We start from the raw sequence: 23,262 nt of genomic DNA on the forward strand, positions 1-23,262 counted from the left end.
TTGATCGTGCTTACACGGCGGCTATGGCAGGCTAAACTTATTGTTTTTTCCCGGTATTCTTATATTAGAACGAGAACGGCGAAAAAGGATACCGGCGAATGAATATTCCTCATGCCCATTATCACGTGAATGCCTCTGCCGCTAATAATTGTGATCGCTTTTTGCCATTTGTGGGAGGAAAAGGTAAGAGAAAATAATGAGTATGGCGTTTCAGAGGTAATAAAAAAGTCGGATCGCCCGGGGTGGGCGGATCCGACTTTTTAGCAGGCGACAATCAGATGGCTGGGCGGGCGATAACGCTGCGTGTTTCCATGCGGACTTCAGCGATAGTGACGTCGATAACTTCGGTCACTTTAAAGGCCACTTCCCCTTTGATCTGAACGGTGCCGTTCTCCTGGCTGCAGACCAGTTCGTCACGCACGGCGTGCAGGAACGGCGCCGGAATGAAGGCTACGGCGCCGTTGTCCACCAGACGAACGCGCATGCCGCCACGGCTGATATCGATGATCTCGGCCGCAAAACGGGTATCGGTCCCGGCTTTGTCCTTCAGGAAGCGGGCATACAGCCAATCGCCGACATCGCGCTCCGCCATGCGGTTGAGGCGACGACGCTCCGCCATCTGCACGGTAGTCTCGTCCTGAGGACGGGCGATGGTCTCACCCTTGACGATCGCTTTCAGCAGACGGTGGTTAACCATATCGCCATACTTACGGATTGGGGATGTCCAGGTCGCATAGGCTTCCAGACCCAGGCCAAAGTGCGGGCCCGGTTCGGTGCTGATCTCAGCGAATGACTGGAAACGGCGAATGCGGCTGTCGAGGAAACCGGACGGCTGCGCATCCAGTTCACGACGCAGCTTGCAGAAGCCGTTCAGGGTCAGGACTTCCTGCGGATCGACGTGCACGTCGTGAGTCTTCAGCAGGGCAGCCAGCGCTTCGCTGTTAGCCGGGTCGAAGCCGGTATGGACGTTATAAATACCAAACCCGAGCTGGTCGCGCAGGACGCGGGCCGCGCAGATGTTCGCCGCAATCATCGACTCTTCAACAATGCGGTTAGCGATACGACGCGGTTCGGCAACGATATCCAGCACTTCGCCTTTTTCACCGAGAATGAAGCGGTAGTCAGGGCGATCCTTAAACACCAGCGCGTGGGTCTTACGCCACTCGCTGCGGCTCAGGCAGACGCGCTGCAGCAGACGGATCTGTTCGGCGATGGCGTCATTTGCAGGCTGCCAGCTACCGCTGTTTTCCAGCCAGTCAGACACTTCGTCATAAACCAGCTTGGCTTTCGACTCGATGGTGGCGGCAAAGAATTCGATGTTCTCTTCGATGGTGCCATCGGCAGCAATGGTCATGCGACAGGCGAGGACCGGGCGCACTTCATTGGCGCGCAGCGAGCACAAGTCGTCAGACAGTTCGCGCGGCAGCATCGGGATGTTGAAGCCCGGCAAATAGTTGGTAAAGGCGCGGATTTTGGCGGACTCATCCAGCGGGGTGCCTTCAGCAATCCAGGCCGTTGGATCGGCAATCGCCACGGTTAGCAGCAGTTTGCCGTCAGCCTGCTCTTCGACATACAGCGCATCGTCCATATCTTCGGTGCTGGCACTGTCGATGGTGACAAAATTGAGAGCGGTGAGATCGCGACGCTCCAGACCTTCGTCCAGCATCTCCGTCGCTGCGCCTTCTGGCGCCTCTTTTTCCAGATTATGGCGCGCCAGGGTAACCCACCATGGCACGAAATGGTCGTCGCCAAAGGTAATAAACTGGGTCAGTTCGGCATAAAAACCGCGGTCGCCTTTCAGAGGGTGACGGCGCATTTCTGCCACGGCCCAGTCACCTTCTTTAAAATCATGCGCAACGCCCCGCTCGGCGCGACAAGGGATGGCGTCTTTCAGCAGGGGATGGTCCGGAATGATGGACAGACGGTCATCTTTACGCAGTACCTTACCCACAAAGCGGGTCAGGAACGGTTCAATTAACGCTTCAGGCTCGGCGGATTCACGATCCTTTTCGCTATGGATCACGGCGGTAATACGATCGCCGTGCATCACTTTCTTCATCTGCGGTGGCGGAATGAAGTAGCTTTTCTGTGCATCGACTTCAAGGAAGCCAAAGCCTTTTTCCGTGGCTTTTACGACCCCTTCAGCACGTGGCGTCTGGGAATGCAGTTGCTGTTTAAGCTGCGCTAGCAGCGGGTTGTCCTGGAGCATAGTGATCTATTTTCGTAGCCATTGAGCGGCTGACAGTTTTACGCGAATCTCACTGCTACAGCAAGCGCTCTTTAGGTAATGAGTAGGGTTATTCGCCTCTGCCAATGGCGATTTTCAGGCGGTTCAACCAGCCGCAAAAAGCGCTCCAGGTCAGCAGGTTGATAGCCTGAGCCGGGGAAAGACCCTCATCCGTCAGCGGGGTAAATTGCGCGGCGCTGAACCGATCCGGAGAGCGTGCCAGCTGTTCTACGGCACGTTGCACCGCCTCATCCGGCGCATCGGCTGGCTCGGCAGCATGAAGCCCGCTAACCAGGATTTCACCGGTGTAATCGAGGATAGCGGGTTCATGGCACAGTACCGGCGTAAGCTGCTGCAATAGCGGCTCGGTCTGCCAGCGCTCGAGCGACGCCAGCTGCTGTGCGCTGGCGTTCCGTTGCTCCACGCCTGGCACCACAGGCGCCCATGTGTCCATGTTCAGCGCATTATCGTCAATCAGGGCATGCGGCGGGATGTGATGCCCGGGCAGCCAGCGGACAGGATGGCCGAGCAGGGCCTGAAACACCGCCACGACCCGCGCCTGAAAACCGACAAAACCGATAATCTGGTTGATGGTCACGATGTCATACACCGTCAGGCCCACCTCATCGAGCTCCTGCTGCGCCTTACTGTCGATGACGTCGGGTGAGCTGGCAAGCTGGCGGGCATACTGGGTGATCTGGGCGAGGCGGCGATTGCTTTCACGGGAGGAGTCAGGACCGGGGAGCGGGGCGAGAAGGGCGGCGTAGTGATTACAAAGACGCTGCACGCCGCACACCTGGGCCACGGTTAGCGCGGTACTGAAACGGTCATACGCGCTGAGCGTGCGCAGGCGATTGACCGGCACGGCACGCGGGAAAAAGAGGTCACACAGCGCCCGGGCCGGGGTTAACCAGCGTTCACAGGCCGCCAGCAGCGACGCCGGTAACGTGAGGTTCAGCAAAAAACGATCCGCGACCTGTGCGGCTTCGGGAACCAAAGGCAGGACTTCCGTCGGGCTGCTACTGGACTGGGTCTCATGATACCAGTGGCCTTTGCCAGAAATACGGCGTTGTTCCATGTGCGTTCCTTGATCTCAAAATGGCGATCAATATCCTGGCGTAAGGCGGATAAGCGGAAAAATATTGTTAGGTGATAACAAATAGCGGAACGGAATAACGAGGGGAAAAACGGGGCGAACAGGCGGGCAAAACCTTCCCGCCGCAGCGGGAAGGTGACGAACTTATTTGATTTCCAGCTCGTTCATTGCGGCGATGTTGAAACCGCCATCAACGTGAACCACTTCGCCGGAGATGCCAGCAGAGAGGTCAGAGCACAGGAACGCCGCGGAGTTACCCACGTCTTCGATGGTGACGGTGCGGCGGATTGGGGTAACGGCTTCGCAATGCGCCAGCATTTTACGGAAGTCTTTGATGCCGGACGCGGCCAGAGTACGGATTGGACCCGCAGAGATCCCGTTCACGCGCACGCCTTCCGGACCCATGGCGTTCGCCATGTAACGCACGTTGGCTTCCAGAGAGGCTTTCGCCAGACCCATCACGTTGTAGTTCGGGATGGCGCGCTCAGCACCCAGATAGGAGAGGGTCAGCAGGGCAGAGCCCGGGTTCAGCATGCTGCGGCAGGCTTTTGCCATCGCCACAAAGCTGTAGGAGCTGATGTCGTGAGCAATTTTGAAGCCTTCACGGGTCACCGCGTTCACGTAGTCGCCATCCAGCTGATCGCCAGGTGCAAAACCGATGGAGTGAACGAAACCGTCAAATTTCGGCCAGGTTTTTGCCAGCTCAGCGAACATGCCATCGATGCTTTCATCTTGTGCAACGTCGCATTCCAGAACAATGCTGGAACCCAGCTGCGCGGCAAACTCTTCTACGCGGCCTTTCAGCTTGTCGTTCTGGTAGGTGAATGCCAGCTCAGCGCCTTCGCGATGCATCGCCTGTGCGATACCGTATGCGATGGACAGTTTGCTGGCAACGCCAGTCACCAGAATCCGCTTACCGGAAAGAAAACCCATAGCTCTAATCCTTTTAATCAATGTTGTGGCGGCTGTCTTCGGTACAGACAACCGTCGTTAAAACGCGGCGATAATAGCATGTGTCGCAAACAGTGTAATCCGACCACTCTGTGCAGCGGTAGGTCAGCGATCTTTGCGCCATGCATCGGCGGTTAAGGCTTCACCAAAATGGCCGGCGATTAAGCGTTTTGTCAGATCGTGAAGCGGCGAAGCCAGCACCGACGCGGTACTGCCGCGCTCCACTACCGAGCCTTCATGCATCACCATCACCTGATCGCTGATGTGCTTCATCATCCCCAGATGCTGGGTCACGTAGATATACGAAATACCCTGTTTCTCCTGCAACTCCAGCATCAGATTGATTAACTGTGAACGCATCGACATATCCAGCGAGGCCAGCGCTTCGTCAGCGATAATCACTTTTGGCCGCAGGATCAGCGCCCGGGCAAGACCCAGACGCTGTTTCTGACCGGGGGCCAGCATGTGCGGATAATAGCTGACGTGATCCGGCAGCAGCCCGACCATCCTCAGGGTTTCAATAATCTGTTTACGTCGCGCTTCAAACTCAAGATCGGTATTCAGACGGAGCGGGAAATCGAGGATCTGCGAGATACGCTGGCGCGGGTTCAGCGAGGTTGAGGGATCCTGAAAAATCATGCGGATCCGCTGACTGCGGAACGAATAATCGCCAAACTTCAGCAGATGGTCATCAATTAAGACTTCGCCATCGGAGGGTTCGATCATCCCGGCCAGCATTTTCGCCAGCGTCGATTTCCCCGAACCGTTCTCCCCGATGATCGCCAGAGTCTGCTTTTCGCGCAGGGTAAAGCTCAGCGGCTTCACCGCTTCGACGGTCTGGCGATGAAAAAGACCGGTGCGATAGCGAAAGGTTTTACTCAGGTTGCGCACTTCCAGCAGGGTTTCGACCATGTCACTCTTTCTCCATGTTCAGCGGGAAATGGCAGGCAAAAAGATGGTTCCGCGGCCCGGCCAGGCGTGGGGTTTCAATGCATTTCCGCTGCGCATAAGGGCAGCGCGGCCCCAGCCGACAGCCGATCGGCAACTGCTCCAGCAGCGGGATCGCCCCCGGCAGGGTGTTGAGGCGGCTTTTATGCGGCATGGAGCTGCCAAAGTCGGGGATAGCGCGGATCAGCGCCTGGGTATAGGGGTGGTGCGGCATGGTCACCAGCTCTTCGCTACCCGCGGTTTCAACGGTCTGGCCGCAGTACATCACGTCTATCTTATCCGCCCATTTGCTCAGCATCTGCAGGTCATGGCTGATCAGCAAAATGGTGGTGTTGTTGTTCTGGTTAAGTCTGGTGAGCAGGCGGAAAATTTGCGCCTGAGTGGTGGGCTCCATTGCATTAGTCGGTTCGTCGGCAATCAGCAGGCGCGGCTGGTTGGCGAGCGCAATGGCGATCATCACTTTCTGGCACTCGCCGTCGGTCAGCTCATAGGGGAAGCTGCGCATGGCGTCTTTATGATCCTTGATCCCCACCCGGTGCAGCAGCTCGATGGCCCGGCGTTTACGCCAGCCAAAACGCTGCCACCAGCGGCCTTTATAGGTCCAGGCGGGAATGTTTTGCATCAGCTGTTTGCCTACCCGCTCCGACGGATCGAGACAGGACTGCGGCTCCTGAAAAATCATCGACACGTTGTGGCCTACCAGCTTGCGTCGCTCGCGGACGGAGAGACGCAGCAGGTCGATATCGTCAAAGCGCATGCGGTCGGCGGTGACGCGCCAGTTATCTTTTGCCACGCCGCAAATGGCTTTGGCAATCAGGCTCTTGCCCGATCCTGACTCGCCGACCAGGCCGCGGATCTCGCCTTCACTCAGCGTAATACTGACGCGATCAACCGCTTTCACCCAGCCTTCGCCGGTTTTAAATTCAATCGTCAGATTGCGAATATCCAGTAACGGCATTATTCCACCCCCGCCACAATGGCGCGACGAATACCGTCGCCAAGCAGGTTTACCAGCAGCACGCTAATCATAATCGCGGCACCCGGCAGCATTACCGTCCATGGTGCCACATAGATCAGCTCCAGCGCATCGCCCAGCATCGCCCCCCATTCCGGGGAAGGAAGCTGCGCGCCCAGATCGAGAAAACCGAGCGCGGCGATATCGAGGATCGCCATCGACAGGGCGCGGGTGATCTCGGTGACCATCCCGGAGGCGATGTTGGGCAGTACCGCGAACCACAGAATATTTAAGGTGGTGGCACCATCCAGACGGGCAGCAACCACGTACTCTTTTTCCAGCTCATCGTGAACCAGGCTATAGACCGAACGCACCATGCGCGGCAGCAGCGCCAGCCACACCGCAAACATGGCGTGGATCAGATGTGGCCCGGAGAATGCCACTACGATAATCGCCAGCAGCAGCGACGGAATAGAGAGCAGGGTATCGAGAATATGGTTTGTCACCGCCGAACGCAGGCCGTGGGTTGCCCCGGCGACAATGCCGAGCAACAGACCGCACAGCGTGGCCGCCAGGGTAACCACAAAGGCACCGCCGACCGTGGGCGCCGCGCCGCTCAGCAGTCGGCTTAAGACATCGCGCCCGAGGTCATCGGTACCGAGGAAGAACGAGACTTCGCCATAGCGCGACCAGGAGGGCGGTAACAGCTGATAGCCAAGAAACTGCTGGTCGATGCCATAGGGGGCAAACCAGGATCCCAGCACGCACAGCAGCACCAGGCCGCCGCAGCCGTACAGGCCGATCATCGCCGTGGTGTCGCCGTAGAAATTACGCCACGCGGTGCGCAACGCCCCAGGCGTGCGCTTTTCACTGTATACGCTATCGTAAGGCATACCATTCCTTATGTTTCAGCGGGTTAGCCATAGCGCCCAAAATATCGGATATCACGTTAACAATAATCACCAGCGCGCCAATGACCATCACGCCAGCGGAGATCGCCGCGTAGTCCTGCTGGCGGATGGCGTTGATCAACCAGCGTCCCAGACCCGGCCAGCTAAAGACCATCTCGGTGATCATCGCCAGGGTCAGCATGGTGGAGAACTGAAGGCCAAGACGCGGGATCACCGGCGGCAGGGCGTTATGCAGGACATGGCGACGTAGAATCGTCAGCCGCGACAGGCCGCGCGTGGCGGCGGCTTTGACATAGTTCTGATCGAACACCTCGATGGTGCTGATGCGCATCAGGCGGATCACCTCGGTGGTCGGCGCAACGGCCAGCGCCAGCACCGGCAACACCATGTGACGCACGGCGCTGATAATCATCTCATGGCGCCAGACCGAATCTGAGAGCCAGGCGTCAATAATCGCGAAACCGGTGACCGTCTTCACCGCGTACAGCAGGTCGAAGCGCCCGGACACCGGCAGCCAGCCAAGCGTCAGCGAGAAAAAGAGCGTCAGCAGCAGGGCCAGCCAGAATACCGGAACCGAAAAGCCGAGCAGGGCGACGGCGCTGATGAGTTTATCCTGCCACTTGTTGCGGGTGATCCCGGCGAGCATCCCGACCGGGATCCCGACCACCAGCGCAAAGCCGAACGCCAGGATGCACAGCTCCATGGTGGCGGGGAACACCTCCTTCAGCTGCTCGGCGATGGGCTGGCCGTTAATGCTGGAGACGCCGAAGTCCCAGTGCAGCACGCCTTCAAACCAGAACCACCACGCATTCCACAGGGAGGCACCCTGCAGCGGCGCGTGGGGCGTGAAATAGCTCAGGCTGAAGCCAACAAAGGTCAGAAAGAAGAGGGTGATCAGCAGCAACAGCAGCCGACGTAAGGTAAAAATAATCACGGTTTTTTCACCTCTTCTTGCTGCTCACGGGAGACGCCGGCAAAGGACGCGTTACCAAACGGGCTGAGCACCAGGCCTTTAATATCGTAACGGTACGCCTGCAGACGCAGGGAGGAGGCCAGCGGCAGCACCGGCAGCTCTTTAGCCAGAATATTTTGTGCTTCGTCATAGGCATCAATGCGCGCCGCCAGCTGCTGGGTCGACAGCGCTTTGCGCAGAATGTCGTCAAACTCGCGATGGCACCAGTGGGCATAGTTGGTCTGTGAATCGATCGCCGCGCAGCTCAGCAGCGGCCGGAAGAAACTGTCCGGATCGTTACTGTCGGTTGCCCAGCCTGCAAGGGTTAAATCATGATTCATGTCCATCAGGCGCGCCTCCTGAAAACGGCCTTCGACCGGGATAATCACCACCTTGACGCCCACCTGGGCGAGGTCGGCCTGCAGCAGCTCGGCGGTCTTCAGCGGACTCGGGTTCCAGGCCTGGGAGCTGGTGGGCACCCACAGTTGCAGAGTGAGGTTATCCGCCCCCAGCGCCTTGAGCTGCTCGCGTGATTTATCCGGGTTGTATTCAGTAATTTTAGCCTCGCTATCGTAAGCCCACGAGGCGCGGGGCAGGATTGAGGCGGCGGTTTCTGCGGTACCGTAATAGATTGACTGCATCAGACGCTGGTTATTGATCGCCAGCGCCAGAGCGTGACGCACGGCCGGGTTGTTCAGCGGCGGCTTATTGGTGTTAAACGCCAGATAAGCAATGTTCATCCCCGGACGCAGCGTCAGGCGCAGACGTGGATCGTCGCGCAGGATGGTCAGCTGGCTGGCGGCGGGCCATGCCAGCACATCGCACTCGCCGGTGAGCAGTTTCGATAATCGACCTGTGCCGCCGGAGCCTAAATCCACCACGACCTGAGGCATCAGCGGTTTGCCGCGCCAGAACTTCTCGTGGCGTTGCAGGCGCACATACTGCCCGGCGCGATACTCGGCGATCTGGAACGGCCCGGTGCCTACCGGCTGGCGATCCATTAGCTCCTGCTTGTCCTGCAGGGTCAACTGGGTGGCGTATTCGGAGGACATCACCGAGGCATAGTGCGTCGCCAGATGCCACAGGAAGGAGGCATCCGGACGGGCGAGGGTGAACTCCACCGTGCGGTTATCCAGCTTGCGCACGTTTTTCACCGTATCGGCAAACTGCAGGCTGTCAAAGTAGGGGAAGCTGCCGCCGTTGACGTAGTGCCACGCATGGTCGCGGTTAAAGATGCGCTGGAAGGTGAAGACCACATCATCCGCATTCAGTTTACGGGTGGGTTTAAACCACGGCGTGGTCTGGAAGTTCACATCGTCACGCAGACGAAAACGGTATGTAGCGCCGTTGTCTAACACTTCCCAGCTTTCGGCCAGTTCCGGCACCAGGCGGTAGGTATAGGGATCGACATCCAGCAGGCGATCGTACAGCTGCGCGGCGAGGGTATCGACGATCAGGCCGCTGCTCGCTTTCTGCGGGTTGAAGGTATTGACCTGCCCACTGACGCAGTAGACAAAGCCGCTGTCGCGAATATCGGCGCGATCCGCAGGCGTGGGCGCAGCAAAAGCCTGGCTACTTAACAGACAGAGCGCAATCAGGGACGAGAAAACCAGACGCATAATTTTTAAGGTTTTTAGTGACGATCTGCAAAGTGTATCGCACTTACACCTGCTTCGTAAAAATGTCTGCGGATAAGTGCTGATATTGTCAGCGCATTTGATGCTTTTTGAGCAATGCCCTCAATTGATGGTAGGTCAGCCTCAGCAGTTCAGCCGCGCGTTTCTGATTAAATTTTGCCTCCTGCAGACTCTGCTCCAGCAGCTGCTTTTCCTGCTCATGCTGAAACTGGCGCAAGTCCAGCGGCAGGGTGAGCGGCGCTGCGGCGTGGGGCTTACTGGCTGAGGATAGCGTGGGGCGATTGAAAGGATCGATCACAATCTCATCCAGCTCGGTGTCGCTGCTGCCGTGGCGATAGACGGAACGCTCAACCACGTTTTTCAGCTCACGGATATTGCCTGGCCAGCGGTAGTCGAGCAGCGTTTCGCGGGCGTGCTGGCTGAAGCCAGGGAACAGCGGCAAACCCAGCTCGCGGCACATCTGAATGGCAAACTGCTCTGCCAGCAGCATGATATCGCTGCGCCGCTCGCGCAGCGGCGGCAGGTTGACGACGTCAAACGCCAGACGGTCGAGCAGGTCGGCGCGAAACCGCTCCTGCTCAACCATCTCCGGCAGATTGGCGTTGGTGGCGCACACCAGACGCACATTTACCTGTAGTGGCTGACTGCCGCCCACGCGCTCAAGCTCGCCATATTCAATCACGCGCAGCAGCTTTTCCTGCACCAGCATCGGGGCGGTGGCCAGCTCGTCGAGGAACAGCGTCCCGCCGTCGGCGCGCTCGAAACGCCCGGGGTGGCGCCGTTGCGCGCCGGTAAAAGCACCTGCCTCATGGCCGAACAGTTCGGTATCGAGCAGATTTTCGTTCAGCGCGGCGCAGTTCAGGGAGATAAACGGCCCGTCCCAGCGTCCGGATAAATAGTGCAGGCGGTTGGCAATCAGCTCTTTCCCGGTACCGCGCTCGCCGATAATCAGTACCGGCTTATTCAGCGGTGCCAGGCGCGAAACCTGCTCCAGTACCTCAAGAAAGCTATTGGCTTCCCCAAGTAATGTATCTTTAAATTCAGCCATGATGAAATTAACCCTTTTTTGGTGTAATTCACCAAGCGAGAGTAGGCTGGAACGGGTTGAAAAGCAATCACCTTACGTAAAATCAATAAGATAAAAAATTGGCACGGGATTTGTATTAGCTAAACAGCAGGGCTTAGCCCGATAACAGAAATGTGAGGATTCAATTATGGGTATTTTTTCTCGTTTTGCCGACATCGTGAACGCCAACATCAACTCGCTGCTGGAAAAGGCGGAAGATCCGCAGAAGCTGGTGCGTCTGATGATTCAGGAGATGGAAGATACACTGGTCGAAGTGCGTTCCACCTCTGCCCGTGCGCTGGCTGAGAAGAAGCAGCTCTCACGCCGCATTGAACAGGCCACCGCCCAGCAGAACGAATGGCAGGAAAAAGCGGAACTGGCGCTGCGTAAAGATAAAGACGATCTGGCCCGCTCGGCGCTGATCGAGAAGCAGAAGCTGACCGACATCGTGGTCACGCTGGAACAAGAAGTCACGCTGGTGGATGAAACCCTGGCCCGCATGAAGAAAGAGATTGCGGAGCTGGAGAACAAACTGAGCGAAACCCGCGCCCGCCAGCAGGCGCTGACGCTGCGCCATCAGGCGGCAAACTCTTCCCGCGACGTGCGCCGTCAGCTCGACAGCGGCAAGATTGACGAAGCCATGGCCCGTTTCGAGTCGTTTGAGCGCCGTATCGATCAGATGGAAGCCGAAGCCGAAAGCCACAGCTTTGGCAAACAGAAGACGCTGGATCAGCAGTTTGCTGACCTGAAAGCGGATGATGAAATCAGCGAGCAACTGGCCGCGCTGAAGGCCAGAATGAAACAAGACAATCAATAATAACACCTGCGGCGCCGGCTGGCGCCGCCACTCATCGTAAGACAAGGAGTAGACATGAGCGCGCTTTTTCTTGCCATTCCGCTGACCATTTTCGTGCTGTTTGTATTGCCGATCTGGCTGTGGCTGCATTACAGCAACCGTTCTTCCCGGGGGGAGCTGTCGCAAGGCGAACAGCAGCGTCTGGCGCAATTAACTCAGGACGCAAATAAAATGCGTGAACGTATTCAGGCGCTGGAAGCGATCCTGGATGCGGAACATCCGAACTGGAGGGATCGCTAATGGCCAGACTGAACCTGAATAAAAAGTTGTGGCGTATCCCCCAACAGGGAATGGTACGCGGCGTCTGTGCCGGGCTGGCGCACTACCTCGACGTGCCAGTGAAGCTGGTGCGGGTGGTGACGGTGCTCTCCATTTTCTTCGGGCTGGCCTTTATTACCCTGGTGGCCTACATCATTTTATCCTTCGTGCTGGATCCGATGCCGGACAGCGCGATGAGCGATGAAAACGCCCCAACCAGCAGCGAGCTGCTGGACGCGGTGGATGCCCAACTCTCGGCAGGTGAGCAACGCCTGCGCGAGATGGAGCGGTATGTCACCTCTGATACGTTCTCGCTGCGAAGCCGTTTTCGTCAGCTTTAATTGAGAGATCGACTATGAATCAACGCTGGCAACAGGCCGGGCAGCAGGTAAAGCCGGGCCTGAAATTCGCAGGTAAGCTGGTTTTACTCACCGCCCTGCGTTACGGTCCGGCAGGCGTGGCGGGTTGGGCGATCAAATCGGTCGCCCGTAAACCCGTCAGGATGCTGCTGGCGGTGGCGCTGGAGCCGATGCTGAAAAAGCTCGCGAACCGGCTCTCCGGTAAACTGAAATAGATCGCAACGGCACACCGCTGGACGTGCCGTTGCGGCGCTTTTATTCCCTTCTCCTTGTCCCCATGTCATATTTCTCAGAACAATAATTCCTTCAGGCAGAACAGGATGGCGATGAAGCGATTTAAAAATGAACTCAATTCTCTGGTCAATCGCGGGGTTGACCGTCATTTGCGCCTCGCGGTCACCGGACTGAGCCGCAGCGGCAAAACCGCCTTTATCACGGCGATGGTCAATCAACTGCTCAATCTGCATGCCGGGGCGCGTTTACCGCTGCTGAGCGCCGTGCGCGAAGAGCGCCTGCTCGGCGTGAAGCGCGTACCCCAACGCGATTTTGGCATTCCCCGTTTTACCTATGACGAAGGGCTGGCTCAGCTGTATGGCTCCCCGCCGACATGGCCTACCCCGACCCGCGGCGTGAGCGAAATACGCCTGGCGCTGCGCTATCGTTCCAACGATTCGCTGCTGCGTCACTTTAAAGAGACCTCCACCCTCTATCTGGAGATCGTCGATTATCCCGGCGAATGGTTGCTCGATCTGCCGATGCTGACCCAGGATTATCTGAGCTGGTCGCGACAGATGACCGGCCTGCTGCAGGGGCAGCGCGCGGAGTGGTCGGCCCGCTGGCGCGCACTGTGTGAGGGGCTGGATCCGCTGGCACCCGCCGACGAAAATCGGCTGGCGGCCATCTCGGAAGCCTGGACCGATTACCTGCATCAATGCAAAAAAGAGGGACTGCACTTTATCCAGCCCGGCCGCTTTGTGCTCCCGGGGGATATGGCCGGTGCCCCGGCGCTGCAATTCTTCCCCTGGCCGGACGTGGACGCCTTCGGTGAATCGAAGCTTGCCCAGGCGGATAAACACTCTAACGCCGGGATGCTGCGCGAGCGCTTCAACTACTACTGCGAAAAAGTGGTGAAGGGATTCTACACCAACCACTTTTTACGCTTCGACCGCCAGATTGTGCTGGTGGATTGCCTGCAGCCGCTCAACAGCGGGCCGCAGGCCTTCAACGATATGCGTCTCGCGCTCACTCAACTGATGCAGAGTTTCCACTATGGGCAGCGCACGCTGTTTCGCCGCCTGTTCTCACCGGTGATCGACAAACTGCTGTTCGCCGCCACCAAGGCCGATCACCTCACTGTGGATCAGCACGCCAATATGGTGTCGCTCCTGCAACAGCTGGTGCAGGATGCATGGCAGAACGCGGCGTTTGAGGGCATCAGCATGGACTGCCTGGGGCTGGCCTCGGTGCAGTCTACCCAGAGCGGGTTGATTGACGTCAATGGAGAAAAAATCCCGGCGCTGCGCGGGCATCGGCTCAGCGATGGTGCCCCGCTGACGGTTTATCCTGGCGAGGTGCCTGCCCGGCTGCCCGGCCAGGCATTCTGGCAAAAGCAGGGCTTCCAGTTCGAAGCTTTCCGTCCGCAGACAATGAATGTTGACCAGCCGTTGCCGCATATTCGTCTCGATGCCGCGCTGGAGTTTTTAATTGGAGATAAATTGCGATGACCGAACCCTTAAAACCGCGCATGGATTTTAGCGGTACGCTGGAGCAGGAACAGCAGGAGGCCTTTAAGGCGGCACAGACTTTTGATACGACTCAGGCCGGGCAGTTTGCTCCGATAGTAGCCGATATGCTCCCCGCCGAAGAGGGGCAGGCAGAAGCCGTGGTCGAGGCTGCGCTGCGCCCTAAACGCAGCCTGTGGCGTAAAATGGTCAGCGCCGGATTGCTGCTGACCGGCGTTACGGTGGTGGGGCAGGGCGTGCAATGGGCGATCGATGCCTGGCAGACCCAGGACTGGGTGGCGCTGAGCGGATGCGCGGCAGGCGCTCTGATTGTCGGTGCGGGCGTGGGCTCCATCGCCACCGAATGGCGACGCTTATGGCGACTGCGCCAGCGCGCGCACGAGCGTGACGAAGCCCGGGATCTGCTCCACAGCCACGGTACCGGTAACGGACGGGCGTTTTGCGAAAAACTGGCGAAACAGGCCGGGCTCGATCAGTCTCATCCGGCACTGCAACGCTGGTACGCCGCGATCCATGAAACGCAGAACGACCGGGAAGTGGTCTCGCTGTATGCCCATCTGGTCCAGCCGGTTCTGGACAGTCAGGCGCGGCGAGAGATCAGCCGTTCGGCGGCGGAATCGACCCTGATGATCGCCGTCAGCCCGCTGGCGCTGGTGGACATGGCCTTTATCGCCTGGCGCAACCTGCGGCTGATCAACCGCATCGCCACACTGTATGGCATTGAGCTGGGTTATTACAGCCGCCTGCGTCTGTTCCGCCTGGTGCTGCTCAATATGGCCTTTGCCGGGGCCAGTGAGGTGGTACGCGAAGTGGGGATGGACTGGATGTCGCAGGATCTGGCCGCGCGCCTGTCGGCTCGCGCGGCCCAGGGGATTGGTGCCGGACTGCTCACCGCACGGCTGGGGATTAAAGCGATGGAGCTGTGCCGTCCTCTGCCGTGGACAGCGGACGATAAACCACGGTTGGGCGATTTCCGCCGGGAATTAATCGGCCAGCTGAAAGAAACACTCAACAAAAAACCGCAGTAACCATTCCGCCTCGCACATAATTCCGCCACTCGCCTCACAGGCTGTCAATATTTGTTGACAGCCTTCTTCCCGATCGCCGATATCTGGCTTATCATTTCAGAGTTACTGGTTTATAGAGTGATTTTCCCATGCGTCTGGAAGTGTTTTGTAAGGACCGTCTCGGCCTGACTCGCGAGTTACTCGATCTCCTTGTTTTGCGTAGCATTGATCTGCGCGGGATTGAGATCGACCCTATCGGGAAGATTTACCTGAACTTTGCCGAAATTGCATTCGATACATTCAGCAGTTTAATGGCTGAAATCCGCCGTATCGCTGGCGTTACGGACGTGCGCACCGTGCCGTGGATGCCCTCCGAGCGTGAGCATCTGGCCCTCAGCGCGCTGCTGGAAGCGATGCCGGAGCCGTTCTTATCCCTGGATCTGAAGGGCAAAATTGACCGGGCCAACCTGGCGAGCTGCCAGCTGTTTGCCCAGGAGCAGGAGAAACTGAGCAGTCAAAATGCCGCTCAGCTGATCCCCGGCTTCAACTTCCAGCGCTGGCTGGAGAGTAATCCGCGAACGACCCACAGCGAGCATGTGATCATCAACGGGCAGAACTTCCTGATGGAGATCACCCCGGTCTACCTGCAGGGCGACAACGACGACCGCACCCTGACCGGGTCGGTGATCATGCTCCGCTCCACCGTGCGCATGGGACGTCAGCTGCAAAACCTGTCGAGCCAGGATGTCGGCGCCTTCAGCCAGATTATTGCCGTCAGCCCGAAAATGCGCCACGTGGTAGAGCAGGCACGCAAGCTGGCGAATCTGGCGGCACCGCTGCTGATCACCGGCGACACCGGTACGGGCAAAGATCTGCTGGCCCATGCGGTACACCAGGCAGGGCCGCGCGCGGCTAAACCTTACCTGGCGCTGAACTGTGCCTCTATCCCGGAAGATGCGGTTGAAAGCGAGCTGTTCGGCCACGCCCCGGAAGGTAAAAAAGGCTTCTTTGAGCAGGCTAACGGCGGGTCGGTACTGCTGGACGAGATTGGCGAAATGTCGCCACGCATGCAGGCCAAACTGCTGCGTTTCCTCAACGACGGAACCTTCCGTCGGGTGGGGGAAGATCATGAGGTGCATGTGGATGTGCGCGTGATCTGCGCCACCCAAAAGAATCTGGTAGAGCTGGTGCAGAAGGGCGTCTTCCGGGAAGATCTCTACTATCGCCTGAACGTGCTGACGCTGAATATCCCGCCGCTGCGCGATTGTCCACAGGACATCATGCCGCTGACCGAGCTGTTTGTGGCGCGCTTTGCCGATGAGCAGGGCATCCCACGACCGAAGTTCTCGGCCGATCTCAACACGGTACTCACCCGTTACGGCTGGCCGGGCAATATCCGTCAGTTGAAGAACGCGATCTATCGGGCGCTGACCCAGCTTGAAGGCTATGAGCTACGGCCCCAGGATATTTTACTGCCGGATTACGACGCCGGTACGGTGGCGGTAGGCGAAGAGGCGATGGAAGGGTCGCTGGATGACATCACCAGCCGGTTTGAGCGCTCGGTGCTGACGCAGCTTTATCGTAATTATCCCAGCACCCGTAAGCTGGCGAAACGGCTGGGGGTTTCTCACACCGCTATCGCCAATAAACTGCGCGAGTATGGTCTGAGCCAGAAGAAGGGTGACGAGTAAAAACAAGAAAGCCTCCGCAGGGAGGCTTTCTTTTTGGTATTACGCTTTCAGCGCTTCCAGCGCGGCGGCATAGTCCGGCTCGGTGGTGATTTCATTTACCAGGTGGCTGAACACGACGGTGTCGTTTTCGTCGATCACCACAACCGCGCGGGCTGCCAGGCCTTTCAGTGCGCCTTCAGCGATGCCCACACCGTACTGCTCCAGGAATTCCGGGTTACGCAGGGTGGAGAGGGTGATAACGTTGCTCAGGCCTTCGGCACCGCAGAAACGGGACTGGGCGAACGGCAGGTCGGCGGAGATGCACAGCACAACGGTGTTGTCCATTTCTGTCGCCAGCTGGTTGAATTTACGCACAGATGCGGCACACACGCCGGTATCGATGCTTGGGAAAATGTTCAGCACTTTGCGCTTGCCGGCAAACTGGCTCAGCACGACGTCAGACAGATCTTTTGCCACGAGCGTAAATGCCTGCGCTTTGCTGCCAGTCTGAGGAATGGATCCTGCAACAGAAACCGGGTTGCCCTGGAAATGAACGAGTTGTGACATAGTTATCTTCCTGTTTACATATAGTTAACGTCGCCGTTAGTGTATGTCATCAGCCAATAGCACAGCAAACCCTATTTACGCGAAGCCGCTATACAGGAGTGAGTGATGAGAACCCTCAAGGTTTATGAAGAAGCCTGGCCATTGCATACGCCGTTTGTCATCTCCCGGGGTACCCGGAGCGAGGCCTGCGTGGTGGTGGTCGAAATAGAGGAAGAGGGTGTTAAAGGAGTGGGGGAATGTACCCCTTACCCGCGGTATGGTGAAAGCATCGCCTCGGTGATGGCGCAGATTATGGCGCTGGGGCCGGAGCTTGAGCGAGGGCTTAGCCGGGAAGCCCTGCAGGCGCTATTGCCGCCCGGCGCGGCGCGCAACGCCATCGACTGTGCCCTGTGGGATTTAGCTGCGCGCCAGCAGGGGATCCCGCTAGCCGCTCTGGCCGGGGTGACGTTGCCGCAAACGGTGGTGACCGCGCAGACGGTGGTGATCGGCGAACCCGCCCAGATGGCCGCCAGCGCCAAAGCCCTGTATGCCGCCGGGGCGCGCCTGCTGAAAGTGAAGCTGGACGATCGCCTGATCAGCGAGCGGATGGTCGCCATTCGCGCCGCGGTGCCGGAGGCCACGCTGATCGTCGATGCTAACGAATCCTGGCGAAGTGAAGGGCTGGCCGCCCGCTGCCAGCTGCTGGCCGATCTGGATGTCGCCATGCTCGAGCAACCCCTGCCTGCTGGCGACGATGCCGCGCTGGCAAATTTCATTCATCCGCTGCCCATCTGCGCCGACGAAAGCTGCCATACGCGTGCGAGCCTGCCCGCCCTGAAAGGTCGCTATGAGATGGTGAATCTTAAGCTGGATAAAACCGGGGGGATCACCGAGGCGCTGGCGCTGGCCGCCGAGGCGCGGGAGAACGGTTTTGCGTTGATGCTCGGCTGTATGCTCTGCACCTCGCGGGCGATTAATGCGGCGTTACCGCTGGCGGGCGAGGTACAGTTTGCCGATCTGGATGGCCCGACCTGGCTGGCGGTGGACGTTTCACCGGCGCTGCATTACACCACCGGCGTGGTTCATCTCTGAGGTTCCCAGCGCAGCAGATCGGTCATCGCTCTCAGGTACTTCTCGCTGGCCTCGTCGGACGAGATCGGCGGGAACTCGGCGGTGATGCAGTGCAGGCCTAAATCCGCGCACCAGCTGCCGAACGAACCCGGCGTTTCATATCCGACGCTGGTGACCAGCGGCAGCGAAAAGGCATCAGCCAGCCAGCGTCCCAGCGTGGTATGGGCTGGATCTTCAATGCAGGCCAGCGGATCGTGAAACGATACCACCCAGGCCGGATGCAGCTTGTGGATCAGGTGACACAGCGCTTCCGTTTCCGGTTCAGAGCCGGGTTTATCCCCGGTCAGCAGCACCACATCCCGATCCTGCGCCGCACTGTTCCAGCGATAGACCGTCTCACCTTCACGCCAGTTGGCCGCCGGGAAGTTACGGTTCAAATCCACGCCGCGGGCGTTGGCGCGCAGCCCCAACTGACAGCCGTCCGGGTTGACGGTTAACACCACATGGTGGCGACGCAGCTCAGGGGCCAGAGTGCGCAGGGCACAGGAGAGGGTCACAATGGAGGAGTTTTCATCTCCGTGGGTTCCGGCAATGATCAGGCCGCTGTTGCGATCGGCCTGCGGGGCAGGGAACCAGATCAAGGGCGCGCCGAGGAATGAACGGCCATAATGTTCGGTTCCAGGCGGGAAAGCGCCACGTTCCGTTCTTGGGCGAGTTAGGGACATAGACGTTCCTGAATCAGAGTTATACTACTGGCAGTGTTGTGCAAAACACACGGTTAATCAAATAGTTTCAGCGCGGGGGCAAAACCGGCTGATATCAACTTTCCGACGGAAGTTGTTTGCATTTCCCTGTTCTGAAACAAATAATTACGCATCTGCTCGTTACCCATCATTTCAAAGGGGATCTTATGAAGCATCCGGTTTCGTTGATTTGTTCTGCCCTGTGGTTGTGTGGCCTCTCTTCTTATTCTTTTGCTGCGGATGTTCCCTCCGGGACGACGCTGGCGCCAAAGCAGGAGCTGGTGCGTCATATTAAAGATGAACCTGCTTCACTGGATCCCGCCAAAGCGGTAGGGCTGCCCGAAATTCAGGTGATCCGCGATCTGTTCGAAGGCCTCGTTAACCAGAACGAAAAGGGCGAGCTTGTGCCGGGGGTTGCCAGCCGCTGGCAAAGTAACGATAACCGCGCCTGGACCTTCACCCTGCGCGAGAACGCACAATGGTCTGACGGCACCCCTGTCACTGCACAGGATTTTGTCTACAGCTGGCAGCGCCTGGTCGATCCGAAAACGACTTCACCGTTCGCCTGGTTTGCGGCGCTGGCCGGGATCAGCAACGCGCAGGCCATTATTGACGGCAAGGCCACGCCGGATAAGCTGGGCGTGACCGCAGTGGATAACCGAACCCTGCGCGTTCAGCTGGATAAACCGCTGCCGTGGTTCGCCAATCTGACGGCAAGCTTCGCCTTCTACCCGGTACAAAAAGCCAACGTGGAGAGTAGCGCAGAGTGGACCCGCCCTGGGGCGCTGGTGGGCAATGGGGCCTACATCCTGAAAGACCGGGTGGTTAACGAGAAGCTGGTCGTCGAGCGCAACAGTCATTACTGGGATAACGACAAAACGGTGCTGCAAAAAGTCACCTTTATTCCGATCAACCAGGAGTCGTCTGCCACCAAACGCTATCTGGCGAACGATATCGACATCACCGAGTCCTTCCCGAAAAACCTCTATCAGAAGCTGCTGAAGGACATTCCGGGCCAGGTCTACACTCCGCCGCAGCTGGGCACCTATTATTACGCCTTTAACACCCAGAAAGGCCCGACGGCGGATGCCCGGGTGCGTCTGGCGCTGAGCATGACCATCGACCGGCGGATCATGGCCGAGAAAGTACTGGGCACTGGCGAAAAACCGGCCTGGCATTTTACCCCGGACGTGACCGCAGGCTTTACCCCGGAGCCATCCCCGTTTGAGCAGATGAGCCAGGAAGAGATGAACGCGCAGGCCAAAACGCTGCTGCAGGCGGCAGGTTATAACGCGCAGAAACCGCTCAAGCTGACGCTCCTGTACAACACGTCGGAAAATCATCAGAAGATCGCCATCGCGGTAGCGTCGATGTGGAAAAAGAATCTTGGCGTCGATGTGAAGCTGCAAAACCAGGAGTGGAAAACCTATATCGATAGCCGTAATACCGGCAATTTCGATGTGATCCGTGCCTCCTGGGTGGGGGACTATAACGAGCCGTCGACGTTTCTCTCGCTGCTGACCTCAACGCACACCGGTAACATCTCCCGCTTCAACGATCCGGCCTATGACAAAGTGATTAACCAGGCGTCACTCGAGACCACCGCGAAGGCTCGCAACGCGGATTACAATACGGCAGAGAAAATCCTCGCGGAAAAAGCACCGATCGCGCCGATTTATCAGTACACCAATGGGCGCTTAATCAAACCCTGGGTGAAAGGGTATCCGATTAACAACCCGGAGGACGTGGCGTATAGCCGCACGATGTATATCGAAAAGCATTGATGGGCTATGACAGCCTTTAAATGGATGGAATAACCGGGACTGGCGCAGGTTTAAGCGCCAGTTTTTTATTAAATGTCAGATTATTCCCGAACCTATCCTGGCTTTTATTTTTTCTGTAAATCAATAATTCTCATCTATTTTTATTAAAGCTGTTGCTGGATGTTAATATATTATCCATTTCGCTAATGTATGTGATCTGTTTTATATGTATCTGAATGATCAGTATCGCGAATATATAACGCTTATTAAATATTTATCGCTGGTGGGAATTAAATATAAGCTTTTGAGGGAGGTCTATTTTTGGACCATGAGTTAGTTGCTTCATTGTTATTACTTGTTCTAATATCGCCTTTGCGAACAATTGTAGTTTTACTTAATAACTCTTCCTTAAGGAAAAGGGACTGCTATGGCTGATACATTTCAGAATGAAGTGCCCAAGGCACGTATAAATCTCAAACTGGCTCTCCATACGGGGGGCGCCCAAAAGAAAGTTGAATTGCCGCTTAAGCTTCTAACCGTTGGTGATTTCAGTAATGGTAAAGAGACCCGGCCGTTATCAGAGCGAGAGAAGGTCAACGTCAATAAAAATAACTTCGACAGTGTACTTTCAGAATTTAACCCGGAAATTAACCTTGCCGTACAGAATACGCTGGCTGGCGAGGGTACAGAAGAAAATGTCCGACTGCATTTTTCCTGCATAAAAGATTTCGAGCCCGAACAGGTTGCCCGCCAAATCCCTCAACTACGCGCCATGCTGGCGATGCGTAATTTGTTACGCGATCTGAAATCCAATCTCCTTGATAACGCCACTTTCAGAAAAGAGCTCGAGAAAATTCTTAAGGATCCGGCGCTGTCTCAGGAATTACGCGACGAAATGAGTGCGCTTGCCCCGAAATAAAACGTGGGCATCTCTTTTAATGGATTAACCGGGAATATGCTGATGTCTGTAAATACTGAAACTGGCTCTGCTCAGGGGCAAACCACCGTACTGGAAAAAGAGGGGGTTTACGCCTCCTTATTTGAAAAAATCAACCTGACCCCAGCGTCCCGCCTGGGCGATATCAACGACTTTCTCGATGATGCTGCATTATCCGATGCGCCTGCGGGTGAGCGCCTGACTGCCGCTATGCAGGTATTTATGGACTGTATCCGTAAATCCGGTCAGCAGGTGGAAAAGCTGGATAAAACGCTAATCGATCACCATATCGCGGAGCTGGATTTTCAAATTAGTCGCCAGCTGGATGCGGTAATGCACCATGAAGAATTCCAGAAAGTTGAGTCCCTGTGGCGCGGCCTGAAACAATTGGTCGATAACACTGACTATCGCCAGAATGTGAAAACGGAAATTCTGGATGTTTCTAAAGACGATCTGCGGCAGGACTTTGAAGATGCGCCGGAGCTTATCCAGAGCGGTCTTTATTGGCACACCTATACTGCCGAGTACGACACCCCGGGCGGTGAGCCGATTGGGTCGGTGATTTCTGCCTATGAGTTTGATGCCAGCCCCCAGGACGTTGCTCTGCTGCGCAACATCTCCAAAGTATCCGCTGCGGCGCATATGCCGTTTATCGGTTCTGTCGGCCCAAAATTCTTCCTGAAAGAGTCGATGGAAGAGGTGGCGGCCATTAAGGATATCGGCAACTACTTCGACCGCGCCGAGTACATCAAATGGAAATCCTTCCGTGATACCGACGACTCCCGCTATATCGGGCTGGTGATGCCGCGTGTGCTCGGACGCCTGCCATATGGCCCGGACACCGTACCGGTGCGCAGCTTTAACTATGTTGAGCAGGTGAAAGGCCCGGACCACGAAAAATATCTCTGGACCAGCGCGTCGTTTGCCTTTGCTTCCAACATGGTGAAGAGCTTCATTAATAATGGCTGGTGCGTACAGATACGCGGCCCGCAGGCGGGTGGCGCAGTGAAAGATCTGCCGATCCATCTGTACGATCTGGGTACCGGCAACCAGGTGAAGATCCCGTCCGAAGTGATGATCCCGGAAACTCGCGAGTTTGAATTTGCCAATCTCGGTTTCATCCCACTGTCGTACTACAAAAACCGCGACTACGCCTGCTTCTTCTCGGCCAACTCGACGCAGAAACCAGCGCTGTACGACACCGCAGATGCAACGGCCAACAGCCGCATCAACGCGCGCCTGCCCTATATCTTCCTGCTGTCCCGTATCGCGCACTATCTGAAGCTGATCCAGCGCGAAAACATCGGTACCACCAAGGACCGTCGCCTGCTGGAGCTGGAACTCAACACCTGGGTGCGCGGTCTGGTGACCGAAATGACCGACCCGGGCGATGAGCTGCAGGCCTCCCATCCGCTGCGCGATGCGAAGGTCGTCGTGGAAGACATTGAGGATAATCCAGGCTTCTTCCGCGTGCGGCTGTATGCGGTGCCGCATTTCCAGGTGGAAGGGATGGATGTAAATCTGTCGCTGGTGTCCCAGATGCCAAAAGCGAAAGCGTAAGGCGGTA

At 57.3% G+C, this 23,262-nt stretch carries 22 protein-coding genes; 11 read left to right on the top strand and 11 right to left on the bottom strand.

Translation table 11 applies throughout. The features are described 5' to 3' along the window. Nucleotides 1–274 precede the first annotated feature (274 nt). The 9 genes from V7Q49_RS03420 to pspF all read right to left on the bottom strand — a co-directional run bounded on the left by V7Q49_RS03420 (nucleotide 275) and on the right by pspF (nucleotide 10,725). Nucleotides 275–2,209: an exoribonuclease II gene (locus tag V7Q49_RS03420; RefSeq protein WP_333849325.1), complete on the bottom strand. Its 1,935-nt coding sequence runs from the start codon at nucleotides 2,207–2,209 to the stop codon at nucleotides 275–277. Nucleotides 2,210–2,297: 88 nt separating this feature from the next. Then, a complete protein-coding gene (locus V7Q49_RS03425; RefSeq protein ID WP_333849326.1) occupies nucleotides 2,298–3,305 on the bottom strand; it encodes a CMD domain-containing protein in 1,008 nt (335 codons plus the stop codon). A 162-nt stretch (nucleotides 3,306–3,467) separates the two neighbouring features. Beyond that, the gene (gene fabI / locus V7Q49_RS03430) at nucleotides 3,468–4,256 is read right to left on the bottom strand and encodes an enoyl-ACP reductase FabI (protein WP_333849327.1); all 789 of its coding nucleotides are present in this window, start codon (nucleotides 4,254–4,256) and stop codon (nucleotides 3,468–3,470) included. A gap of 123 nt (nucleotides 4,257–4,379) precedes the next feature. Continuing rightward, a complete protein-coding gene (gene sapF / locus V7Q49_RS03435; protein WP_333849328.1) occupies nucleotides 4,380–5,186 on the bottom strand; it encodes a putrescine export ABC transporter ATP-binding protein SapF in 807 nt (268 codons plus the stop codon). A 1-nt stretch (nucleotide 5,187) separates the two neighbouring features. Beyond that, complete coding sequence (gene sapD, locus V7Q49_RS03440; RefSeq protein WP_333849329.1) at nucleotides 5,188–6,180, bottom strand: putrescine export ABC transporter ATP-binding protein SapD; 993 nt, start codon at nucleotides 6,178–6,180, stop codon at nucleotides 5,188–5,190. Further along, the gene (sapC, locus tag V7Q49_RS03445) at nucleotides 6,180–7,070 is read right to left on the bottom strand and encodes a putrescine export ABC transporter permease SapC (protein ID WP_333849330.1); all 891 of its coding nucleotides are present in this window, start codon (nucleotides 7,068–7,070) and stop codon (nucleotides 6,180–6,182) included. Before sapC ends, sapD begins: the two co-directional genes overlap by 1 nt. Beyond that, entirely contained in the window at nucleotides 7,057–8,022 is a 966-nt protein-coding gene (gene sapB, locus V7Q49_RS03450) for a putrescine export ABC transporter permease SapB (protein WP_333849331.1), read from the bottom strand. The genes sapC and sapB overlap by 14 nt, the downstream gene beginning before the upstream one ends. Continuing rightward, on the bottom strand, nucleotides 8,019–9,659 hold the full coding sequence (sapA, locus tag V7Q49_RS03455; protein WP_333849333.1) for an ABC transporter substrate-binding protein SapA: 1,641 nt from the start codon (nucleotides 9,657–9,659) through the stop codon (nucleotides 8,019–8,021). Before sapA ends, sapB begins: the two co-directional genes overlap by 4 nt. 88 nt (nucleotides 9,660–9,747) lie before the next feature. Further along, on the bottom strand, nucleotides 9,748–10,725 hold the full coding sequence (pspF, locus tag V7Q49_RS03460; protein WP_333849334.1) for a phage shock protein operon transcriptional activator: 978 nt from the start codon (nucleotides 10,723–10,725) through the stop codon (nucleotides 9,748–9,750). A 166-nt stretch (nucleotides 10,726–10,891) separates the two neighbouring features. Between pspF and pspA the strand changes: the two genes are divergently transcribed. The 7 genes from pspA (at nucleotide 10,892) to tyrR (ending at nucleotide 16,656) form a co-directional block, all read left to right on the top strand. Continuing rightward, the gene (gene pspA, locus V7Q49_RS03465) at nucleotides 10,892–11,560 is read left to right on the top strand and encodes a phage shock protein PspA (RefSeq protein WP_333849335.1); all 669 of its coding nucleotides are present in this window, start codon (nucleotides 10,892–10,894) and stop codon (nucleotides 11,558–11,560) included. A gap of 54 nt (nucleotides 11,561–11,614) precedes the next feature. Further along, entirely contained in the window at nucleotides 11,615–11,839 is a 225-nt protein-coding gene (gene pspB / locus V7Q49_RS03470) for an envelope stress response membrane protein PspB (RefSeq protein ID WP_333849337.1), read from the top strand. After that, nucleotides 11,839–12,198, top strand: coding sequence for an envelope stress response membrane protein PspC (gene pspC, locus V7Q49_RS03475; protein WP_333849339.1), 360 nt, complete (start codon nucleotides 11,839–11,841; stop codon nucleotides 12,196–12,198). The genes pspB and pspC overlap by 1 nt, the downstream gene beginning before the upstream one ends. A gap of 14 nt (nucleotides 12,199–12,212) precedes the next feature. Continuing rightward, nucleotides 12,213–12,431 (top strand): phage shock protein PspD, encoded by a 219-nt coding sequence (gene pspD, locus V7Q49_RS03480; RefSeq protein ID WP_285125832.1) that lies wholly within the window; start codon nucleotides 12,213–12,215, stop codon nucleotides 12,429–12,431. 111 nt (nucleotides 12,432–12,542) lie between these two features. Beyond that, nucleotides 12,543–13,940 carry a YcjX family protein gene (locus tag V7Q49_RS03485; protein WP_333849340.1) on the top strand — a complete coding sequence of 466 codons (1,398 nt, stop codon included), beginning with the start codon at nucleotides 12,543–12,545 and terminating at the stop codon, nucleotides 13,938–13,940. Beyond that, nucleotides 13,937–14,986 carry a YcjF family protein gene (locus V7Q49_RS03490; protein WP_333849341.1) on the top strand — a complete coding sequence of 350 codons (1,050 nt, stop codon included), beginning with the start codon at nucleotides 13,937–13,939 and terminating at the stop codon, nucleotides 14,984–14,986. The genes V7Q49_RS03485 and V7Q49_RS03490 overlap by 4 nt, the downstream gene beginning before the upstream one ends. Before the next feature lie 128 nt (nucleotides 14,987–15,114). Then, nucleotides 15,115–16,656 carry a transcriptional regulator TyrR gene (tyrR, locus tag V7Q49_RS03495; RefSeq protein ID WP_333849342.1) on the top strand — a complete coding sequence of 514 codons (1,542 nt, stop codon included), beginning with the start codon at nucleotides 15,115–15,117 and terminating at the stop codon, nucleotides 16,654–16,656. Nucleotides 16,657–16,695: 39 nt separating this feature from the next. Here the strand turns inward: tyrR and tpx are convergent, their stop codons facing one another. After that, on the bottom strand, nucleotides 16,696–17,202 hold the full coding sequence (gene tpx, locus V7Q49_RS03500; RefSeq protein WP_032611112.1) for a thiol peroxidase: 507 nt from the start codon (nucleotides 17,200–17,202) through the stop codon (nucleotides 16,696–16,698). A 105-nt stretch (nucleotides 17,203–17,307) separates the two neighbouring features. Here tpx and ycjG point away from each other — a divergent pair, with 105 nt between their 5' ends. Continuing rightward, nucleotides 17,308–18,273, top strand: a complete 966-nt coding sequence (ycjG, locus tag V7Q49_RS03505) for an L-Ala-D/L-Glu epimerase (protein ID WP_333849343.1) — start codon at nucleotides 17,308–17,310, stop codon at nucleotides 18,271–18,273. Here the strand turns inward: ycjG and mpaA are convergent. Further along, entirely contained in the window at nucleotides 18,264–18,977 is a 714-nt protein-coding gene (gene mpaA, locus V7Q49_RS03510) for a murein tripeptide amidase MpaA (protein WP_333849344.1), read from the bottom strand. The two genes, ycjG and mpaA, sit on opposite strands and share 10 nt — an antisense overlap. A 185-nt stretch (nucleotides 18,978–19,162) precedes the next feature. Here mpaA and V7Q49_RS03515 point away from each other — a divergent pair, with 185 nt between their 5' ends. The 3 genes from V7Q49_RS03515 (at nucleotide 19,163) to tssC (ending at nucleotide 23,255) form a co-directional block, all read left to right on the top strand. Beyond that, nucleotides 19,163–20,779 carry a peptide ABC transporter substrate-binding protein gene (locus tag V7Q49_RS03515; protein ID WP_333849345.1) on the top strand — a complete coding sequence of 539 codons (1,617 nt, stop codon included), beginning with the start codon at nucleotides 19,163–19,165 and terminating at the stop codon, nucleotides 20,777–20,779. Between the two features lie 406 nt (nucleotides 20,780–21,185). Then, nucleotides 21,186–21,677, top strand: a complete 492-nt coding sequence (tssB, locus tag V7Q49_RS03520) for a type VI secretion system contractile sheath small subunit (protein WP_333849347.1) — start codon at nucleotides 21,186–21,188, stop codon at nucleotides 21,675–21,677. Between the two features lie 42 nt (nucleotides 21,678–21,719). After that, entirely contained in the window at nucleotides 21,720–23,255 is a 1,536-nt protein-coding gene (gene tssC, locus V7Q49_RS03525; RefSeq protein ID WP_333849348.1) for a type VI secretion system contractile sheath large subunit, read from the top strand. Nucleotides 23,256–23,262 lie beyond the last annotated feature (7 nt).

The sequence above is a fragment of the Leclercia sp. genome, from assembly GCF_036780805.1.
GTDB lineage: Bacteria > Pseudomonadota > Gammaproteobacteria > Enterobacterales > Enterobacteriaceae > Enterobacter.

Bases quoted from the DNA above. Each gene is read 5' to 3' on its own strand.
- pspA (WP_333849335.1), top strand. From the start codon at position 10,892: ATGGGTATTTTTTCTCGTTTTGCCGACATCGTGAACGCCAACATCAAC.
- V7Q49_RS03490 (WP_333849341.1), top strand. From the start codon at position 13,937: ATGACCGAACCCTTAAAACCGCGCATGGATTTTAGCGGTACGCTGGAG.
- sapD (WP_333849329.1), bottom strand. From the start codon at position 6,180: ATGCCGTTACTGGATATTCGCAATCTGACGATTGAATTTAAAACCGGC.
- sapA (WP_333849333.1), bottom strand. From the start codon at position 9,659: ATGCGTCTGGTTTTCTCGTCCCTGATTGCGCTCTGTCTGTTAAGTAGC.
- mpaA (WP_333849344.1), bottom strand. From the start codon at position 18,977: ATGTCCCTAACTCGCCCAAGAACGGAACGTGGCGCTTTCCCGCCTGGA.
- tpx (WP_032611112.1), bottom strand. From the start codon at position 17,202: ATGTCACAACTCGTTCATTTCCAGGGCAACCCGGTTTCTGTTGCAGGA.
- sapC (WP_333849330.1), bottom strand. From the start codon at position 7,070: ATGCCTTACGATAGCGTATACAGTGAAAAGCGCACGCCTGGGGCGTTG.
- V7Q49_RS03515 (WP_333849345.1), top strand. From the start codon at position 19,163: ATGAAGCATCCGGTTTCGTTGATTTGTTCTGCCCTGTGGTTGTGTGGC.
- tssB (WP_333849347.1), top strand. From the start codon at position 21,186: ATGGCTGATACATTTCAGAATGAAGTGCCCAAGGCACGTATAAATCTC.
- tyrR (WP_333849342.1), top strand. From the start codon at position 15,115: ATGCGTCTGGAAGTGTTTTGTAAGGACCGTCTCGGCCTGACTCGCGAG.
- sapF (WP_333849328.1), bottom strand. From the start codon at position 5,186: ATGGTCGAAACCCTGCTGGAAGTGCGCAACCTGAGTAAAACCTTTCGC.
- pspB (WP_333849337.1), top strand. From the start codon at position 11,615: ATGAGCGCGCTTTTTCTTGCCATTCCGCTGACCATTTTCGTGCTGTTT.
- pspC (WP_333849339.1), top strand. From the start codon at position 11,839: ATGGCCAGACTGAACCTGAATAAAAAGTTGTGGCGTATCCCCCAACAG.
- ycjG (WP_333849343.1), top strand. From the start codon at position 17,308: ATGAGAACCCTCAAGGTTTATGAAGAAGCCTGGCCATTGCATACGCCG.
- V7Q49_RS03485 (WP_333849340.1), top strand. From the start codon at position 12,543: ATGAAGCGATTTAAAAATGAACTCAATTCTCTGGTCAATCGCGGGGTT.
- V7Q49_RS03425 (WP_333849326.1), bottom strand. From the start codon at position 3,305: ATGGAACAACGCCGTATTTCTGGCAAAGGCCACTGGTATCATGAGACC.
- fabI (WP_333849327.1), bottom strand. From the start codon at position 4,256: ATGGGTTTTCTTTCCGGTAAGCGGATTCTGGTGACTGGCGTTGCCAGC.
- V7Q49_RS03420 (WP_333849325.1), bottom strand. From the start codon at position 2,209: ATGCTCCAGGACAACCCGCTGCTAGCGCAGCTTAAACAGCAACTGCAT.
- pspF (WP_333849334.1), bottom strand. From the start codon at position 10,725: ATGGCTGAATTTAAAGATACATTACTTGGGGAAGCCAATAGCTTTCTT.
- tssC (WP_333849348.1), top strand. From the start codon at position 21,720: ATGTCTGTAAATACTGAAACTGGCTCTGCTCAGGGGCAAACCACCGTA.
- pspD (WP_285125832.1), top strand. From the start codon at position 12,213: ATGAATCAACGCTGGCAACAGGCCGGGCAGCAGGTAAAGCCGGGCCTG.